The following is a 15629-nucleotide window of genomic DNA, read 5'->3' as shown; positions in this document are numbered from 1 at the left end:
GGGGGAGATTGGCAACTTCACCTACCCCTCCGCCCGCGCCGCCTTCTCCAGAGCCACCAACTGCGCCTCGTCCAGCGTCAAGAACCCCATGATGTGCTGCACCACCTCTGCCCGCGCGTTGCTCAACGCGCTGTGCAGCTCGAAGCCATTCGGCGTTTTTGTCCGTGCCATCCACTCGCCATAGGACGGGCGGCGGTAGTAGCCGGTCACTGCCGCGAGATCGGCCAGCACCATCTCGCCGTCCTCGCCGGAAAAGACCCTGAGATAGGCCTTGGCCAGCGCCTCTCGCGCCTTGGCCGGGCCGCCGGCCTGCGTGGAATGGGCAAAGCGTTTGCGGTTCATGCGCCGCCTGCCCCGCCCGGGGTGCCAGCACCAGCCGCCGCCATGACCTGACCGCCCGTTGCGTCGACCGGTGCCCCCTGCCCGCCCTGCAGCATGCCTTGCAGGCTGTCGAGCAGGCCGCTGTCGCGCGCTTGCACCGCCGCGGGCACGGCGTCCTTGGCGACCTTGCCGGCCGTGGCGATCGCCGCCATGCCGGCCTGGGCTTGCTGCGCTTTCGCCCTGGCATCGCGCATGCCGGCGACCTCTTGCCTGCGGCGAAAAATGCGCTGCGGGCTGCGGCCGGCGCTCTGCACGATCTTCAGTGCTTCGTCGGCGTCGATATTGTCCATGATGCTCGCGTCGAACTGCGCCATCTGCATGGCGGTGGTCACCACCTGGATGGTGTCGCGGGCTTCCGCCGAGCGCCTCAGCACATCGAGCGGGCCGGTGAAGGTCGGCCGCACCGCCTTGCCGGCAAGGCTCGCCGGCGGCAGGAAGCGGCTGTCCTCGTCATAGAGGCCCTTGTCCTCCAGAATGCCGAGCTCACGGTCGAGATTGGTGGCAAAGCCGGCCTGGATGATCGAGCCGGAGGGGCCGAGCAGCGCGCCCTTCTCTTCTTGCCTTATCAGCGCCTCGGTCGCCGTCATCTGCGGGTTCTGCACCAGCGTCTGGAACAAATTGACGAACATCATGTCGCGGATTTCCTCGGCCCGGCTCGCCGCGTAGTTGAAAGCGTATGTCGGGTTCTGCCCGGTCGAGATCGGCGCGATCAACGGCCGGCCATTGTCGTCGATCAGGCCGGGATAGTTCTCGCCGGGATTGAGCACCGGCACATAGTCGAGCCGGGCTTTCGAGGCGGTCGCCGGATCGGTGATCTGCTGCAAAGCGCGCAGGCCGGAGCGGCGCACCGCATTCTCCTCGCGCACGGTCGTCAAGGCCTCGATGGTCGGCGAGATGCCGTAGGCGTCGCCCTCATAGCGGCGCCAGTTGAAGCACGAGACCGGGAAGGTGCGAAACCCGCTTTCCCTGACGATCGCCTCCTCGTCCTCGATGACGTGATAGGAAGCAAAGGCCGCGTCGAGATACTGGTAGGCGCCGCCGCTGCGGTACATGCGGCGCTCGTCACGCGGTTTTATGCACTGGATCAGCGAGATTTTTTCGTCGCATTTGGCGGGATCGTCGACCAGCATCTTGATGCGCGCCGGCAGTTTTTCGTAACCGAGCAGCTGCGCCGCCTGCCTTGCCGTGCGCTCGTAGCGGCGATGAAAAATGTCGACCTGGCCCCAGCGGTTGCGCGCGAGATAACCCTCGGCCACGGGAATCGAGGCATAGCGGATCAGCGTGCCGCCAAAGCCCTCCTCGGCATAGAGATAGGCCGGGCCGTAGCGTACGACGTTGCGCAGGCAGGCCTGCGTTGCCGGCACGAAGTTCGAATTGGCGGAATAGCGCAATGAGAACAGGAAATCGCGCAAAGCTTCCGCCCATTCCTTTTCCTCGTCGGTCTCCTCGTCGTTCATCGCCGCGGTCGACAGGCCATGCCATTTTTCCGACTGCGGGATGATCAGGCTTTCCAACCCCGCGGCCAGCCGGTTGGCGGCCGAGTTGATGGTGTTGGCATAGACACGGGCGCCGCGCCGCTCCTGCCGCTCGGCTTGCGAATCCCGGCCGGATTGCCTGCGGCCACTCCAGACATCGGGCGCGTCGGGATCGCAGAATTCGGAGACCGCCTCCCAGACGTGCTCATATTCGGCGCGTTCGCTCTCGAGTTCGGCCTGGCGCGACAGGATATCGCGGGCGCGGGTATCGGTCATGGTGGGAATCTTTCTTCGCTGTCGTTCACTTGCGCGCGAGCGGTCAAATTTCTTGCGCTTTGCGATGTTAAGGAGGCAGCGCGGCGGGGCATTGGAGGAGGTCGATTGTGACGACTGTGACGACAAGCCTTGCCGGTACCCTGACAAACCAAAGCAAACGTGCCGTGAAGCGGCTGATCGGCTATGATTCGCGCAACTGGCTGCGCATCCGGCAGATCGAGGCGTTCACCGAGTTCCTGCAGGCGGGCGGGCGCAAATCCTCCGATGTGATCGAGATCTCGCCGGGCTGGAACCGCTACTGGAAGGCGATTTGCCCCAACTATACCTCGGTCGACTTCCCCGACTTCGACATCTGCAAGGACCGCACCGACGAGCAGTATTCGATCGTCATCGCCGACCAGGTGCTGGAACATGTGCAGCGACCGCTGGCGGCGGCCGAAAACATCCATGCCATGACCCGGCCGGGCGGCTGGGCGATGGTGGCCACACCGTTCCTGTTCCGCGTGCATGCCAGGCCGCACGACTACAACCGCTGGACGCCGGCCGGGCTGAAGCAGCTGATGGTCGAGGGCGGTTTTCCCGAGGCGAACGTCAAGGTCCAGGGCTGGGGCAACAAGGCCTGCGCCAAGGCCCACATTGGCGGGCCGGTGCGCGCGTACGGCCTGTGGCGCGACCTCAGCAATGACGAGGAATACCCGCTGATGGTCTGGGCCTTCGCCCGCAAACCAAGCTGATCCGGCTTTCGGGCGCGGCAGGCACCTGCCACCGGACAATCGACGTCGATCCTGTCCTCCTCAATCAGGCCGTGCTAATATTGGCGGGCTTGGGAGGACCGTCAGATCGACTTGATCGGAAACCTGTTCGCCGGCCTCTGGGCCGCCGGCGTGCTCGCCGCCCTCTGGTACGTCTGGAGGCGGCGCACCCCGCCTGTTGTCGAAAGCGAGGAAGACAAGGCCCTGCGCGAGTGGCTGGACGGGCAGATGTGAAGCAGGCCCTACCCCCGCCGCTTCACCAGCCTTGCATGCCTTCGCCAATACCACCACGCCAGCACGCGCTTCCTGAAACTGCGCTTCATCGCGGTCATCGCGTCACACTCCCAGCAGCACGCGGCGGCGGCTGGTGAGATCGCCGGGCGCGAGGTCGGTCTTCACCGTGCTCAAGCTGCCCTGGCGCTGTTCGAGCTCAGCCCGCAAGGCGGCTTCGCGCGCCTGCACGTCCTTGTCCTCGACTGTGGGTGTCGGCGGCAGCGGCTTCAGTTCCGGTGGCTTTTGAAAGAGGCACATGGCTTTCCCCGAGTTGAGAGGTTCTTGTCCAGTCGTAGAGAAAAAAGTCTTCGCCGTTCCTGCCGTAGCCCGGCAGAACGCAGCGTTGCGTGGCGCCGAGCCGGCCGAGCCAGCGCAGCGCCAGATCATTGGCGGCAGCCGCCCGGGCCTCGACCCGCCACGCGCCCTGCGCCGCGACCTGGCGGGCGAGCACATCATGGAAGAACCGCGTGATCTCGGGCACACAGCGTCGCATGCGGCGCGTGCCCCAGCTCCAGGCGATCCACAACCCGCCGCGCTGCTCGGCGGCACCGAAGCCGGCCTCCGGATTGCCGTCGAGCTCGGCGACATAGGCAAAGCCCTGCAGCGCCGTCAGCGCCAGCATCGCCGGCGACCAGTGGTCGAGCTGGCAGTCGATCTCGGCCCGGTCCTCGGGACGCAGATTGGCGGCGATGTAGGAGAGGTCGCGCAACGTGGCGGGGATGATGCGGACGGTCATGCAAGGGCCAGAGCCATAGGGGATGCGCCTCGCCTTGGGATCGGAGCCCCGCGGCCTTGACCGGCCCAATCGCTGGTGAGCTAACTTCGGACGTCGAACGCGCGCACGAACAGAAACATAATGCCGAGTGCCGGATTATGCCGCGCGGGAGAGCTGGAACCCGCAGTTTGCCGGGACTTTCCGGCGCGGCATGTCGGCATAAAATATGCCAATCTCGGATCGATCCATTGGAGGCAATGATGCCCCTGCCCAACGACGCGATGAGCCAGGCAAGTTTCCCGGAGATGTACGAGCGGTGGCTCGCAGGCCCTCTCTTCCGGCCGTGGGCCGAAATGACTCTCGATGAGGTGGCGTTGTCTCCAGGCGATCGTGTCCTCGACATCGCTTGCGGAACAGGAATAGTGGCCCGCGTTGCAAGGGAGCGGCTCGGTGACGCCGGATACGTCGTCGGCATCGACGTCAGTTCGGGTATGCTTGCCGTTGCGCGCGCCGTGGCACCGGGCATCGACTGGCGCCAAGGCAATGCCAGCGCCCTGCCTCTCCATGACGGAGAGCAGTTCGAAATTGTCGTCTGCCAGCAGGGACTGCAGTTCTTTCCTGACAAGCCCGCGGCGGCAGCGCAGATGCGGCGGGCGCTGGCGAAGGGCGGCAGGCTGGCGGTAGCCACATGGCGATCCGACGATGAAATCCCGTTCTTTCGGGAGCTGCGCCGCGTGGCGGAGCGCCACCTGGGCACCATCGCGGATCAGCGGTACAGCTTTGGCGACGCGGCCCCCGTTGAGGCGCTGCTCCGGGACGCCGGCTTCCACGAAGTCCGGTTAACGACGATATCGCGCACAATACGCTTCCAGGACGGCGCACCCTTCCTGCGATTGAACACGATGGCGCTGGTCGGCATGAGTGCTGTCGGCAAAGACATGGGCGATCAGGAACGCAAGCGCGTCGTGGAGGCCATCGTGAGCGAAAGTGCGCCCGCGCTGCACCCCTACGCCGATGGATCGGGACTCGCTTTCGAGCTCAGCACCAATTTGGCGACAGCCGAAGGCTAACGTGTTCCGGCATAATGGTCATGCGACTGGACGGGGACGGGCGAATAGACATTCGATCGACACTGACCGAGCTATGCGAGGCCTTCAACGCTCACGATCTCGATCGCATCATGGCGTGCTTTTCCGACGATTGCGTCCTGGAGATGCCGAGGGGAAGCAAGCCCTGGGGTTCCCGTTTCGAGGGCAAACCAAGCGTACGAGAAGCGCTGGCAACACGCTTTGAGGGCTTGCCCGATGTCCACTATGGCAACGACGAGCATTTCGTGGATTCAGCTGCCAATACCGGCATCTCGAAATGGACTCTTACCGGCACCACCCGCGAGGGCGTGAAAAAGGAGGTCCGGGGTTGTGACTTCTACACGTTTCGCGACGGCAAGGTGACCCGCAAGGACTCGTACTGGAAGATCGTGGAGTAGGAGCTGGCTGTCTGCCGACGGCCCCGAAGCCCGCATCCGCGCAACACGAACGGCGAGCAAGACCAGCGTCGCCGGCAACACCATGAAGCGGAAGCCCTCAGTCGATTTCACCGGCTACTGGCAGCGTCGCAAGGTGGCTTAGTCGTCATCCTCGACACGAGCCATGACCCCTTTAAGCTTCGCGATCATCCTAAGATTGTCAGCTATGATTTCCTCGCTGAGGTTCACACACTTGTCGTTATCGATGGCGCGAATCTCGTCAGGATGTTCCTGCACGGATTGAGTATCCTCGTGCAACCGGACACTCTCGTCTTTATGCCTTGCGATCGGGTCTTCGCGCGTGCTCATCGGACACTCTCCGCTAAGTTGCTGTAGCGGAGTACCTAGTTCCATTTTTGCGGTTGCCAAGGTCCAGCGGCGCGGACGGCCCTCATGCACGGTCACGTCCTAAGGCTTCCAGCAAGCCAATTTCAGCGGATTCTTAGCTCGCGTCTCTGCCCATTGTAGACTTCGATTTTCACACCGCTCACCGAAACGCCCCCAGCGGATCGCTCTGCCCCGCCGACCGTTTTCGCCCCGTCTTGAACTCCGCCGGATCGACCACCGCCTCCCGCAGCATCATCACCCCATAACGTGTCGCGGCCATCAGATCGTCGCGCAGTTTCACCACCTGGCCGTCCTTGCGGTGGTAGAGGCGGAACTCCTCGAACCAGGGCAACAGCGTGGAAAACACCTTGAAGCGGCCGGATTGCATGCGGTCCAGCATCTCCATCAGCCCGGCCTCGACCGACACCGAGCCGTCGGCGAACTGGGCGTGGCGCGACAGCATGTTCAGGCCGTGCGCGGCATATTGTTTAGCCAGCGCCACGCCGGCGCCTTCCAGCGTCTCGCGGCGGCCGTCGCGCGGCCAGGCAAAGGGCAGCCATTCGCCCCACGGTTTCAGGGTCAGCGCCTGCATGGCCGGCGTCTGCTGCGCGGCGCGGGCTGCCTTGGTGACATAGGCGACATCGGCCTCCGTATCCCAGGCGAGCTCGACGGCGGCCGAGGGATGGTCCCAGCCGAAATCGAGCGCGCCGAGCCTCGGCCAATAGCGCGGCAGCCGGAACGGCTCGCAGGCAATCAGTTGCTCGGCCACCGGAAAGATGCGGCCGGAACCCAGCACCGGAATGCCCTTTGCGCGGGCCTCGCGCTCATGCTCCGGATAGGCGGCAACGACCGCGGCGCGCTCGCCGGGTGTGTAGTGCTCGGCATCGTCGATGGTCATGAAGGTGACGTGACGGGTCATGGGCTTTCCGGAGTGATTCAGAAGCGAAGGCACCGCGTTGTTCGGGCGGGATTTTTCATGTCCAGAGTCGGCGCCGCCCCTCACCTGCCTGCCGGCATCCTCTCCCCGTACGGTGACGGGGAGAGGGGACGCTCCCATCGGCGGTTTCGCCAATCACCAGCGTCGCAAACAGGGCGCGCCAAGATTGCGGCAAGCCCCCTTCTCCCCGTCACTATACGGGGAGAAGGTGCCGGCAGGCGGATGAGGGGCGGCGCAAACTTAGAAGGATCAAGCGTTACTGCCCGCCCGCATCTCCACTTCACCCGCCGACAAAAACAACAGCACCACATCCGACATGCCGAGCAGCGGTGTAAACGTCACGATCGTAATGCCGCCCGTCGCATTGGTGCGGGTGAGGCCTTCGGAGTAGACATCGAGCGGCGGCTCCTCGTCGAACCAGACGCCGTCGAGCGTTTCGCCCTGCCACTTCTCGCGGCCCTTTTCGTAGCTCTTGAACGACAGCACGCTCTCGTCGGCCTGGACATCGCCGCCGCCGCCCCAGCGCATCACGATGCTATCAAGCGCGGCCAGCGCTTCACTTAGCCATGCTGCTGTTGAAAGACATCGGGCCAAAGTACTCCTCGGAAGGCAAGCACTTTACCTTGACACCAACGATATCGTCCCACCCGTTGGTTATGATGTCTCTCGCCTTCTCCTGGTCCTTGAGTGTCGGAAATACCGGGGCGACATCGTACCGTTTGTGGTCGAGCTGTTGGGGAGCCTCCTGCAATTCGGCAGGGACCTTTCCACTGCGCACGAGGTTCGCGAACCGGATCGGCAAATGGCCTTTCAACCAGGCGAGCTGTGCCTCGTCTGAACAAAGATACTCCATCCATAGCCGAGCAGCGTTTGGATGCGGCGCATTGGCGCTGATCGCCCGGGCATAGGCACCCGCAACGACGCCGGTCTTTGGCCTGATGACTTCGATCCTCGTTGTCCCTCCAAGGCGGTCGCGGTCGCCGAGCGCGAGGTAATCCCAGCGAACGAGGATCGGCGTGCGGCCGTCAGCAAGCGAGTTGGCATCACCGATGATGGGAACGAAATTGCCCTTTTCATTGAGATTGGCGAAGAACTTCAGACCCTGATCAGCGGCTTCTTCGACGTTGCCCTTTGCCGCCGACAAGCCCGCGGCGTACACGCTCTGGATCGCTTGATTTGAAGAAATATTGCCGGCGAGGCCGACCGAGTTCCTATACTCCGGCGCAGCAAGATCCGCCCAGTCCCGCGGCATTTTGGCTACCAGGTCAGCGTTGATCTCGAACGCAAGGACTCCGTAATAGCCGCCATACCAATACCCGTGCGCATCCTTGGCCTCTTCCGGAATTGTGTCCCACGTTGACACTTTGTACGGCTGCAACAAGCCATCCTTCCTTGCCGATGAAGCGAAGGACATGCCAACGTCGACTACGTCAGGGGTTTGAGCTTCGGCCTTGCCTCTGATCGCCTCAATCTGATCGGCTGAGCTGGCACTGGGCCGGAGTTCGTTGATTGCCAGACCGTATCTCGCCTTGAACCTGTCTATCACGACGCCGTATTCGCACCAGTCGTGAGGCAGACCCATGACGGTAAGCTGCCCTTCTGCTTTGGCGGCCGCGACCAGGTCTTCCATTGGGCCGGCGGACGCCGCAACGGCGCAGACCGACACGGCGCCCGTTGATAGGGCGGCGGCTCCAGCCAGACCTGCGGCCTTGAGCGCATCTCGACGACTCATCGGTCGCTGACCCGCGGCAGGTTCAACCCTCACTGTGTGTTGGTCTGTTGATCCATGTTTCATGGTTCGTTTCCTCCGTTGGCCAGCGTTCGTGATCGCGGTCCTGAAGGTGGGAGCGAACAAAGCTGGTTCGCGACGTCCTCACTATGGCACGTTGGGGGCGTGGGCGATATGCGGATCGGTTTTGGCAAGCCCCTTCTCCCCGTTCACGGGAGAAAGGCGGCGACAATCGCGGCGCGTTCGCCGGGTGCTCGGCATCGTCGATGGTCATGATGGTGACGTGACGGGTCATCATGGGCGCCTTCGCCGAGTTTGATTCAGGACGCGGCGGTAGGGCGTTGTTCGGGCAAGATTTTTCATGTCCAGAGTCGGCGCCGCCCCTCACCTGCCTGCCGGCATCCTCTCCCCGTATAGTGACGGGGAGAGGGGACGCTCTCATCGGCGGTTTCGCCAATCACCAGCGTCGCAAACAGGGCGCGCCAAGATTGCGGCAAGCCCCCTTCTCCCCGTCACGGGGAGAAGGTGCCGGCAGGCGGATGAGGGGCAGCGCAATCGCAGATGAATTGAGCTCAGCTGCTTGATCTCATCTCCATCTCCCCCGCCGACAAAAACAACAGCACCACATCCGACATGCCGAGCAGCGGCGTGAAGGTCACGATCGTAATGCCGCCCGTCGCGTTGGTGCGCGTCAGGCCTTCGGAATAGATGTCGAGCGGCGGCTCTTCGTCGAACCAGACGCCGTCGAGCGTTTCGCCCTGCCACTTCTCGCGGCCCTTCTCGTAGCTCTTGAACGACAGCACGCTCTCGTCGGCCTGAACATCGCCGCCGCCGCCATGGCGCACCACGACGCTGTCGAGAGCGCCCGGCGCGCCGCGTCCCATGGTGGTGTGGACGATGGCATCGGCCGGGATCATGCCGGTGCCCCAGACGGCCTGCTGCTGCGGCGGGCCGACCAGCACGCGCTGCGGGTTGTCGCGCGTGCCTTCGCCGGTGACGCCGGCGGCCCACAGCCGCACCGCCCTGTCGAAAATCTTGCCCCGCCACCAGTCGGGGTAGCGGCCGGTGAGGTGCATCGCCCATTCCGCCCCGCCGGCCCTGGTCTTGCCGAGCTGGTTGCCGGCCATGAACAGGCGCTCGCGGTTGGCCGCCCCCGCGGCGTGGAACTCGGCCTGCCTGGGATAGGGCCAGTAGGCGGCCAGCTGGTTAGCGCGGCGCCTGCGGTCCAGCTCCTTCAGCAGCGCCAGATAATCCTTGCGCGCCGCGCTCAGGGCGGCCCGGCTTTTCGAGGCCTGGCCTTTCGAGGCCCGGTCTGTCGAGGAAAGGCTTGAGGACGGCTTCGAGGCCGCGGATTCGGCTCCGGATCTCGTCATCGTTCAATGCGTCCAGTTCGTTGATGTTGACATGCAAATCCTTGGGCAGCACCGACAGCACGATCTTCAGATACTGGTCGGGCTTGTCAGCCCGCACCGCGGCGATGACGCCGGCGCCATGGGTCTTGAAATCGGCGCGCACGGCAGCCACGAAATCATCGCCAAGTGTCTTTTTCGGCCGCTTCGGACGGGACGAGACGGCGGCGGTCGCCTTCGGCTTGCGTTGCCGACGCGGCATGGCATCAGCCATGAGTCGCCCCGTCGAGCCCTGCCCTGCCCGCCTGCCGCTTCACTGTGTTCGCCTGCCTTGCACGCGCCGCCTTGGCCTTGCCGGGCTTCCGGCGCCCCTTGGCCTTTGCGGCTTTGCGCGCGGGCCTCGCCGTCTCGGGTTTTGCGGTGGCCGATGTCGCCGCCGGTGCGGCCTCGGGCTCAACGGCATCGGCTCTTGCCAGGCCGGCCTTGGCGTTCTGGATCGCGGCGACCCCGACTCCCCTGTCGCCCGCGCCTTGCGAGCCCAGCGGAAAACCAAAGCCGCCGACGGCATCGACCGGACCGCCGCGAACCATGCCGATCAGCACGCCCGGGGCAATTTGCTCGAAGCGGCCGACGCGTGCCTGCGGCGCGGCCTCGAATTCGCCGATGGCACTGACGATCTCGTCGCCGTCATCGTCGGTGATGATGGTTGCGTAGCGTGGCATGCGGTTCTCGCAAGGGATGGGGGCGTCAGCTTGAAGACGAAAGGTGGCATTCCTTCGCGCCCCCCTCTGGCCTGCCGGCGATCTCCCCTACGAGGGGGGAGATCGGCAGTTTCGGCGCTGCGCTCGTACCAGCAACGTTGGCGATTGGCCAAGGCCGGGACCACAGCCAATCTCCCCCCTCGTGGGGGAGATGTCCGGCAGGACAGAGAGGGGCGCTGTCCCGCCAACATTCAATGTCGGCGCCAGAGGTGCTTTCGTTCGAAGGGAAGCCGAAAACAAAAACCCGCCTCGGCGGCGGGTCGTTGGCGCAAATCAGCACCATGGACAAGATACTAGCATAGCTGCCGTCACCTGGCAAGGTATTTTTTCCTATCTTCCTCCGTTGCGCTCGTTTCGCCGCGTCGCCGCAGCCCGCCAACCCGGTATTCACAACAAGCTTTTCCGGCCGTCTGGCCATTGGCCGGCGCCTGTGGAATCATTCCGCCGGGGACTCGGGGAGAGCGGCATGGACAAACCTGCCATGGCATCCGTCTTCAGGATGCGGCATCTGCCAGCAGCCATTTCGGGCATCCGCAGCCTTGGCAGGGGCCAGGCGGATCCGATCTTCCATTCAAGGCCGCTCGGCGAGGCGATCCGCTTCATCGTCCAGGCCGACGGCCAGTACGACCTCAGCGCCGTCGCCATCTCCTACGGCGACCGCTCGACGCCGCCGCTTGGCGGCCATGAGATCAAGGCGCTATGGGCCGAATATGGCCAACGCTGGATGGAGGCGTAGGCGCGATACGCATTGGACGGCAGGCAGTCGATCCGCGCCGCCATCGGATCGGATCAGGCCTTCGCGCGTTGAACCCTGACCAATGGAGACAAAGCCATGAACGTCGCCAATCTGCAACTTGAGGGCCTGCTGATGGCCGTCGCGTCGATCAACCAGGTGCTGGTCCGCAAGGGCCTGCTGTCGGTCGAGGAGATCGACATCGCCTTGCGCAAGGCGGAAGCCTGCGAAACCGGCGAGGAACGCTCCGGGGGCATGTCGGCATCGAGCCGCGATGCCGTCAATTTCCCGATCCGGCTCCTGGAACTCGCCAACCAGTGCCAGCCGGAGGCCGACATGCCGTCCTTCTCGAAACTGGCGCGCATGGTCGGCCAGATGAAGGAACCTTACAACGATCAGATGTGAGGCCCTCACACCCTGCCGAGCTTCGACGCCAGCACGCTGCCCGGCCCATGCACCGCGGCAAACAGCAGGCCGGCGAGGAAGGTGAAATGGTTGATGAAGGAGCCGAACTCGGCCTGGTTGCCGGTCCAGTGCGAGGGCCCGTGGAAGGCAAAGGCCAGGAACAGCACATAGGCCGCGGCAATGAGAGCGGCCGGCGTGAAGAAGGCGCCGGTGAGGAAGGCGATGACCAGAAGCGTTTCGAGGATCGCCGCGCACCAGGCGAGGAACAGCGGCAACGGGAAGCCGACGCTGGCGATGTAGCCGGCGGTCGCGCCCATATCCATGAACTTGAAGGCCACGGCCATCAGGAAGGTGCCGGCGAAGATCAGCCGGCCAATGAGGATGGCAGCGGTCTGCCACGGCGCTTGAACGGTTTCCATGATGTCCTCCGGGTTTGCTGCGGTTCGCGTCCTTAGGACGGGCGAAGGGCGGCGGTGCCGACATCACGGGTGAAATAGTTTTGATGGGGGAGTGGCAAGGACGCTGCCCCTACCCCGCCTTCGCCTCCGGGTGGCTGATCGACTCCCTCACCGTGCCATAGGCATGGCCCCAACGGTCGGTCATGTCGCAGCGTATGTCCCAGAGCTCGGGGAAGAAGCGGTGGCGGGCGCCGCCTTCCAGCATTTCGACCGGCCGACCTTTCAGCGATTTCGAGCCGAGCCCGATCGAACGGTGGATGAGGTAGAGATGGTTGGCGCGGAATTTCTGGAACAGCTCGTCGAACTCGATCAGCGCCTCGGCGACGACGTAAGAGTCGCCGTGGTCATAATGGGCATCGTAGACGTCCTCGACCGTCAGTCCGCGGCCATCGAGGTATGAAGCCTTGAAGGCCCGCCACAGATCCGGCGGCATGCGCAAAAGCAGCTTGAAACCCGGCGATTCCTGGCCGCTGCCATTGCCGAGCTGCAGGCGGATCTGCTGGTACTCCTTGGGCGACATGGTCTCGAGCAGGTCGAGCTGCGCCGTCATCATGCGCATGAGACGGTGCACCCTGCCCATCAGCGTGACGATGCGGTGGGTTTCCTGTTTCTCCAGATAATCGAGGACGTCGACCAGCGTGTAGGCGATGAGCTTCATCCACAGCTCCTCGACCTGGTGCACGATCTGGAACTGCAATTCGTCGGCGTTGACCATCTCGGCCAGCGGCTTCTGGCATTGCAGAAGCTTGTCGCATTTGAGGTAGACGCCGTAGTCGCGCATCTCCGGCGCTTCGATACGGGCGTGATAATCGGGCTTGTGCATGGTGTTCTCCCCTGCCCGGCCTCTGGCTCGGGGCATCCATTCGGTTCAGGTCGCCATGATAGACGCTTTCGGCTCGAACATTGTTCCTTTGTGTTATCCGAATAAGAGGAAATGGAGTACGATAATCGCCTGTTTTGGAAATCAGGAGAACGATCTGTGCTGGATGCTCTCGACCGAAGGATCGTCGCGGCGCTGGAGCGCGATGCGCGAATCTCCTTTGCCGTGCTCGCCGACGAGGTGGGCTTGAGCAAGACGCCATGCTGGAAGCGGGTCAAGTCGCTGGAGGACGCCGGCATCATCCGCGGCTACACCACGCAGATCGACCCGGCGCGCATCGGCTTCGGCATCGAGGCCTTCATCCAGGTGTCGATCGACTTCGAAGTGTCGGACGCCTTCGAGGCGGCGGTGAAAAGACATCCGCTGATCCGCCGCTGCCACGCCACGACGGGCGAGGCCGACTATCTGCTGCAGATCGTCACCGTCGACATGATGGCGCTGGACAGGATGCTGCGCGAAGAGCTCAGCCGCCTGCCCGGCGTGCGCCGAACGATCACCTCGATGGCGATGCGCGAGATCAAGGGCGATATCTCGTTCGCCGATGCGGTGGGGCATGCGCTGAGGGGGTAGTGGCCGGCCGGCCTTCAGGTATGTAACGTTGCAGTGTCGACTAAACCTGATAGGATTAGTGTAGGGGGTAGAAATGGTTACAAGCAATCCGAATAAATTGAGCCATTATACCGATCTCTCTGGACTTCTTGGGATCATTGAAAAAGGCCAATTCTGGGCCTCTAATGTCTCATTTCTAAATGACAGGGAAGAACTTCGACATGACCTCGAATATCTTAGAAAAATCTTAAAAGGAAATCGTGGAAGGGCCAACAGCCGCTGGACTACTGCGCTCAAGAACGCAGTAGCGGAAATCGATAAGTCTGGCATTCCTGATATCTACGCGGTTTGCTTTTGCCAACGCTCGGATGAGCTAAGTCTCTGGCGGGGATACGGGCAAGCCAATCAGAATGTTTCAATCCAGTTCAGGACAACCAAACTCAAGTCAATGCTTTCTGATCATAGTGTCAAACTTAGTGCTGTACTTTACGTTGAAAAAGAAAAAATCAAATTCCTAACGGAAGGATTGTCTCTGACGTACAAGAATAATTTTGACGACGACAGACTAACCAGGGCGGCTCTTTCTGAAATCACTCGACGTATACCGCTCTGCAAACACTATGGTTTTCGCGACGAGAGAGAATGGAGAGCTGTCACTAGACCGATGAAAGACGATGAGGTCTTTTTTAGAACATCGCGTGGAGTGCTCGTTCCCTATCTAAAAATCGGGCCGGAGAAAGCTGATGAGATGGGTTTTGAATCCATTACAGTCGGACCTGGGCCGGATCCAGAGTTGACGGCTCAAAGCATAAGACAACTGCTCCTAAAATATAAGGTCGACATCCCCGTGAAAGTTTCGTCGGTGCCATTTAGAACCTAGGCGCATCGGCCGGCTGCGGTTCCCGTGGCGTCGGCACCTGCTTCTCGATGTCGGCCTTGCGCTTCGGGCAGTCCTCGTAATCGTGGTCTCGCCCGCCGCAGTAGGAGCAGCATTTTGCCGGGATATCGGAACGCAGCATCGGGGCCATTCCCAAGAATGCACGAAAAGCTTTCCGGTTGCAGCAATTCGTGAAGCCGCACCGGTCGCCCCCTGTGCCCCGATAGTCCAATGAGCCCGCCGCTCCCGCGCCGGGCCCCGCCTAGCCTGCCGTCACCGCTCACGCATGCGCGTGCGGGTGGCGGAAGTCCCAGACCGCCCAGGCCGACGCGGCAACCACCAGCACGCCGAGGACGACATGCGTCGCCATCGTGTTGGTGCTGGCCATGAAGCCAAGCAGCCAGGGCGAAACGATCAGCCAAAGCCCGATAACGAGGTTCGCCCACTCTTCCCATTCGGCAAACGCCGAAAGCGTCGCGAGGGCCAGGGCGCCGAGCACGAAGCCGGCAACCCAGGCGTTCCACGCAGGCGTGGTTTCAGCGGCAAAGCCGATGATCCAGGGTGAGATGAACAGGCAGATCGCAAGGACCAGATTGATCCAATCCTGGCCCTTTCTTCCTTCCATCAGTTTCATTGCCATGACAACCTCCATGAATGAAGCTTGACAAAAGCACTACGTTTCGCGTGCACCGCACGCTTAGTCATTGATATAATTACGCTTCAATGGGCCTTCAAGGATGGGCTGCCGGCGCCGGTGTCCGGCGGAGGTCCGGGCGGCGCCGGAACCGCCCGGCGCTGACCACCGGCAAGGCCCGCCGGATGGCGCTGCCCGCCATCAGCCATCACAATCTCCGCCTTTTGCATTGGCAAACAATGATACTATATTAGCTGACTAAAATGATTCAGCGTTGGCGATGCGATGGCCAAGAAGAAATCCAAGCCGGCAGCTTCCGGCATATCGGCGGTCTCCCAGGCGGAAGCCTATGAGGAGGCGAGCTATTTTGCGCGCAAATGCGGGCTGACCAGGGACGAAGCGCTGAGGATGATGCGCGAGGCGCAAGGGTCTGTGAGCATGGCGAAGGCGGCCGGCGGCCGGCGCAAGAAGTAGTTTCCGCGCGCGTGTTGCTCGCGCTGGACGGGTCGCAGAAGCCCACAGCGTCCTGCCAAAGCCGCAACCGTTTCCCGCTTTGGGAATTTATGCCTTGTTCCCGTATTGGGAATTTGCCA

The 15629-nt window shown here is 62.9% G+C and carries 22 protein-coding genes and 1 pseudogene; 9 read left to right on the top strand and 14 right to left on the bottom strand.

Annotation, left to right across the window (positions count from 1 at the left end; all coding sequences use genetic code 11):
- Window positions 1-21 precede the first annotated feature (21 nt).
- Both ACSQ3Z_RS26710 and ACSQ3Z_RS26705 read right to left on the bottom strand, forming a co-directional pair.
- A complete protein-coding gene (locus ACSQ3Z_RS26710; RefSeq protein ID WP_436174284.1) occupies window positions 22-342 on the bottom strand; it encodes a hypothetical protein in 321 nt (106 codons plus the stop codon).
- Window positions 339-2132, bottom strand: a complete 1794-nt coding sequence (locus ACSQ3Z_RS26705; protein ID WP_436174283.1) for a portal protein — start codon at window positions 2130-2132, stop codon at window positions 339-341. Before ACSQ3Z_RS26705 ends, ACSQ3Z_RS26710 begins: the two co-directional genes overlap by 4 nt.
- A gap of 116 nt (window positions 2133-2248) precedes the next feature.
- Between ACSQ3Z_RS26705 and ACSQ3Z_RS26700 the strand changes: the two genes are divergently transcribed.
- On the top strand, window positions 2249-2866 hold the full coding sequence (locus ACSQ3Z_RS26700) for a methyltransferase domain-containing protein (RefSeq protein WP_436175153.1): 618 nt from the start codon (window positions 2249-2251) through the stop codon (window positions 2864-2866).
- A gap of 111 nt (window positions 2867-2977) precedes the next feature.
- Window positions 2978-3118 (top strand): hypothetical protein, encoded by a 141-nt coding sequence (locus tag ACSQ3Z_RS26695; protein ID WP_436174282.1) that lies wholly within the window; start codon window positions 2978-2980, stop codon window positions 3116-3118.
- 102 nt (window positions 3119-3220) lie between these two features.
- Here the strand turns inward: ACSQ3Z_RS26695 and ACSQ3Z_RS26690 are convergent, their stop codons facing one another.
- Window positions 3221-3346, bottom strand: coding sequence for a hypothetical protein (locus ACSQ3Z_RS26690; RefSeq protein WP_436174281.1), 126 nt, complete (start codon window positions 3344-3346; stop codon window positions 3221-3223).
- Window positions 3315-3893, bottom strand: a complete 579-nt coding sequence (locus tag ACSQ3Z_RS26685) for a hypothetical protein (RefSeq protein ID WP_436174280.1) — start codon at window positions 3891-3893, stop codon at window positions 3315-3317. The genes ACSQ3Z_RS26690 and ACSQ3Z_RS26685 overlap by 32 nt, the downstream gene beginning before the upstream one ends.
- 236 nt (window positions 3894-4129) lie before the next feature.
- On the opposite strand from ACSQ3Z_RS26685, the gene ACSQ3Z_RS26680 reads away from it, so the two are divergent.
- Together ACSQ3Z_RS26680 and ACSQ3Z_RS26675 are read left to right on the top strand one after the other, a co-directional pair.
- Window positions 4130-4942: a class I SAM-dependent methyltransferase gene (locus ACSQ3Z_RS26680; RefSeq protein ID WP_436174279.1), complete on the top strand. Its 813-nt coding sequence runs from the start codon at window positions 4130-4132 to the stop codon at window positions 4940-4942.
- A gap of 20 nt (window positions 4943-4962) precedes the next feature.
- Window positions 4963-5358: a nuclear transport factor 2 family protein gene (locus ACSQ3Z_RS26675; protein WP_436174278.1), complete on the top strand. Its 396-nt coding sequence runs from the start codon at window positions 4963-4965 to the stop codon at window positions 5356-5358.
- Window positions 5359-5496: 138 nt separating this feature from the next.
- On the opposite strand, the gene ACSQ3Z_RS26670 is transcribed toward ACSQ3Z_RS26675, so the two are convergent.
- The 7 genes and pseudogenes from ACSQ3Z_RS26670 to ACSQ3Z_RS26640 form a co-directional block, all read right to left on the bottom strand.
- Window positions 5497-5706, bottom strand: a complete 210-nt coding sequence (locus tag ACSQ3Z_RS26670) for a hypothetical protein (protein WP_436174277.1) — start codon at window positions 5704-5706, stop codon at window positions 5497-5499.
- A 178-nt stretch (window positions 5707-5884) separates the two neighbouring features.
- Window positions 5885-6643 (bottom strand): terminase large subunit domain-containing protein, encoded by a 759-nt coding sequence (locus tag ACSQ3Z_RS26665; RefSeq protein WP_436174276.1) that lies wholly within the window; start codon window positions 6641-6643, stop codon window positions 5885-5887.
- Between the two features lie 267 nt (window positions 6644-6910).
- The gene (locus ACSQ3Z_RS26660) at window positions 6911-7189 is read right to left on the bottom strand and encodes a terminase large subunit domain-containing protein (RefSeq protein WP_436175152.1); all 279 of its coding nucleotides are present in this window, start codon (window positions 7187-7189) and stop codon (window positions 6911-6913) included.
- Between the two features lie 28 nt (window positions 7190-7217).
- On the bottom strand, window positions 7218-8393 hold the full coding sequence (locus ACSQ3Z_RS26655) for an ABC transporter substrate-binding protein (RefSeq protein WP_436175151.1): 1176 nt from the start codon (window positions 8391-8393) through the stop codon (window positions 7218-7220).
- 605 nt (window positions 8394-8998) lie between these two features.
- Window positions 8999-9592: pseudogene (locus ACSQ3Z_RS26650) on the bottom strand (terminase large subunit domain-containing protein); the annotation flags it as partial.
- A gap of 4 nt (window positions 9593-9596) precedes the next feature.
- Complete coding sequence (locus tag ACSQ3Z_RS26645) at window positions 9597-10013, bottom strand: hypothetical protein (protein WP_436174275.1); 417 nt, start codon at window positions 10011-10013, stop codon at window positions 9597-9599.
- Complete coding sequence (locus tag ACSQ3Z_RS26640; RefSeq protein ID WP_436174274.1) at window positions 10006-10461, bottom strand: hypothetical protein; 456 nt, start codon at window positions 10459-10461, stop codon at window positions 10006-10008. The genes ACSQ3Z_RS26645 and ACSQ3Z_RS26640 overlap by 8 nt, the downstream gene beginning before the upstream one ends.
- Window positions 10462-10966: 505 nt before the next feature.
- On the opposite strand from ACSQ3Z_RS26640, the gene ACSQ3Z_RS26635 reads away from it, so the two are divergent.
- Window positions 10967-11236, top strand: a complete 270-nt coding sequence (locus ACSQ3Z_RS26635) for a hypothetical protein (protein WP_436174273.1) — start codon at window positions 10967-10969, stop codon at window positions 11234-11236.
- 96 nt (window positions 11237-11332) lie between these two features.
- Entirely contained in the window at window positions 11333-11638 is a 306-nt protein-coding gene (locus tag ACSQ3Z_RS26630; RefSeq protein ID WP_192180039.1) for a hypothetical protein, read from the top strand.
- Window positions 11639-11643: 5 nt separating this feature from the next.
- Here ACSQ3Z_RS26630 and ACSQ3Z_RS26625 read toward each other — a convergent pair whose 3' ends face one another.
- Entirely contained in the window at window positions 11644-12057 is a 414-nt protein-coding gene (locus ACSQ3Z_RS26625; RefSeq protein WP_436174272.1) for a DoxX family protein, read from the bottom strand.
- Window positions 12058-12166: 109 nt separating this feature from the next.
- Window positions 12167-12919: a tryptophan 2,3-dioxygenase family protein gene (locus ACSQ3Z_RS26620; RefSeq protein WP_436174271.1), complete on the bottom strand. Its 753-nt coding sequence runs from the start codon at window positions 12917-12919 to the stop codon at window positions 12167-12169.
- Between the two features lie 156 nt (window positions 12920-13075).
- On the opposite strand from ACSQ3Z_RS26620, the gene ACSQ3Z_RS26615 reads away from it, so the two are divergent.
- Together ACSQ3Z_RS26615 and ACSQ3Z_RS26610 are read left to right on the top strand one after the other, a co-directional pair.
- Window positions 13076-13546: an Lrp/AsnC family transcriptional regulator gene (locus ACSQ3Z_RS26615; RefSeq protein ID WP_436174270.1), complete on the top strand. Its 471-nt coding sequence runs from the start codon at window positions 13076-13078 to the stop codon at window positions 13544-13546.
- Window positions 13547-13619: 73 nt separating this feature from the next.
- Window positions 13620-14405 carry a DUF2971 domain-containing protein gene (locus tag ACSQ3Z_RS26610; RefSeq protein ID WP_436174269.1) on the top strand — a complete coding sequence of 262 codons (786 nt, stop codon included), beginning with the start codon at window positions 13620-13622 and terminating at the stop codon, window positions 14403-14405.
- Window positions 14406-14682: 277 nt separating this feature from the next.
- Here the strand turns inward: ACSQ3Z_RS26610 and ACSQ3Z_RS26605 are convergent, their stop codons facing one another.
- Window positions 14683-15042 carry an SPW repeat protein gene (locus tag ACSQ3Z_RS26605; protein WP_436174268.1) on the bottom strand — a complete coding sequence of 120 codons (360 nt, stop codon included), beginning with the start codon at window positions 15040-15042 and terminating at the stop codon, window positions 14683-14685.
- 279 nt (window positions 15043-15321) lie between these two features.
- Between ACSQ3Z_RS26605 and ACSQ3Z_RS26600 the strand changes: the two genes are divergently transcribed.
- The gene (locus tag ACSQ3Z_RS26600) at window positions 15322-15510 is read left to right on the top strand and encodes a hypothetical protein (protein ID WP_436174267.1); all 189 of its coding nucleotides are present in this window, start codon (window positions 15322-15324) and stop codon (window positions 15508-15510) included.
- Window positions 15511-15629: the final 119 nt, after the last annotated feature.

The sequence above is a fragment of the Mesorhizobium sp. LjNodule214 genome (assembly GCF_964252735.1).
Classification (GTDB): Bacteria; Pseudomonadota; Alphaproteobacteria; order Rhizobiales; family Rhizobiaceae; genus Mesorhizobium.
Note: the sequence above shows the minus strand (reverse complement) of the source record. Positions and strands in the feature narration are given on the sequence as shown.

Bases quoted from the DNA above. Each gene is read 5' to 3' on its own strand.
- ACSQ3Z_RS26640 (WP_436174274.1), bottom strand. From the start codon at position 10,461: ATGCCACGCTACGCAACCATCATCACCGACGATGACGGCGACGAGATC.
- ACSQ3Z_RS26630 (WP_192180039.1), top strand. From the start codon at position 11,333: ATGAACGTCGCCAATCTGCAACTTGAGGGCCTGCTGATGGCCGTCGCG.
- ACSQ3Z_RS26665 (WP_436174276.1), bottom strand. From the start codon at position 6,643: ATGACCCGTCACGTCACCTTCATGACCATCGACGATGCCGAGCACTAC.
- ACSQ3Z_RS26680 (WP_436174279.1), top strand. From the start codon at position 4,130: ATGATGCCCCTGCCCAACGACGCGATGAGCCAGGCAAGTTTCCCGGAG.
- ACSQ3Z_RS26705 (WP_436174283.1), bottom strand. From the start codon at position 2,132: ATGACCGATACCCGCGCCCGCGATATCCTGTCGCGCCAGGCCGAACTC.
- ACSQ3Z_RS26600 (WP_436174267.1), top strand. From the start codon at position 15,322: ATGGCCAAGAAGAAATCCAAGCCGGCAGCTTCCGGCATATCGGCGGTC.
- ACSQ3Z_RS26605 (WP_436174268.1), bottom strand. From the start codon at position 15,042: ATGGCAATGAAACTGATGGAAGGAAGAAAGGGCCAGGATTGGATCAAT.
- ACSQ3Z_RS26660 (WP_436175152.1), bottom strand. From the start codon at position 7,189: ATGCGCTGGGGCGGCGGCGGCGATGTCCAGGCCGACGAGAGCGTGCTG.
- ACSQ3Z_RS26675 (WP_436174278.1), top strand. From the start codon at position 4,963: ATGCGACTGGACGGGGACGGGCGAATAGACATTCGATCGACACTGACC.
- ACSQ3Z_RS26710 (WP_436174284.1), bottom strand. From the start codon at position 342: ATGAACCGCAAACGCTTTGCCCATTCCACGCAGGCCGGCGGCCCGGCC.
- ACSQ3Z_RS26655 (WP_436175151.1), bottom strand. From the start codon at position 8,393: ATGAGTCGTCGAGATGCGCTCAAGGCCGCAGGTCTGGCTGGAGCCGCC.
- ACSQ3Z_RS26670 (WP_436174277.1), bottom strand. From the start codon at position 5,706: ATGAGCACGCGCGAAGACCCGATCGCAAGGCATAAAGACGAGAGTGTC.
- ACSQ3Z_RS26625 (WP_436174272.1), bottom strand. From the start codon at position 12,057: ATGGAAACCGTTCAAGCGCCGTGGCAGACCGCTGCCATCCTCATTGGC.
- ACSQ3Z_RS26685 (WP_436174280.1), bottom strand. From the start codon at position 3,893: ATGACCGTCCGCATCATCCCCGCCACGTTGCGCGACCTCTCCTACATC.
- ACSQ3Z_RS26645 (WP_436174275.1), bottom strand. From the start codon at position 10,013: ATGGCTGATGCCATGCCGCGTCGGCAACGCAAGCCGAAGGCGACCGCC.
- ACSQ3Z_RS26610 (WP_436174269.1), top strand. From the start codon at position 13,620: ATGGTTACAAGCAATCCGAATAAATTGAGCCATTATACCGATCTCTCT.
- ACSQ3Z_RS26635 (WP_436174273.1), top strand. From the start codon at position 10,967: ATGGACAAACCTGCCATGGCATCCGTCTTCAGGATGCGGCATCTGCCA.
- ACSQ3Z_RS26620 (WP_436174271.1), bottom strand. From the start codon at position 12,919: ATGCACAAGCCCGATTATCACGCCCGTATCGAAGCGCCGGAGATGCGC.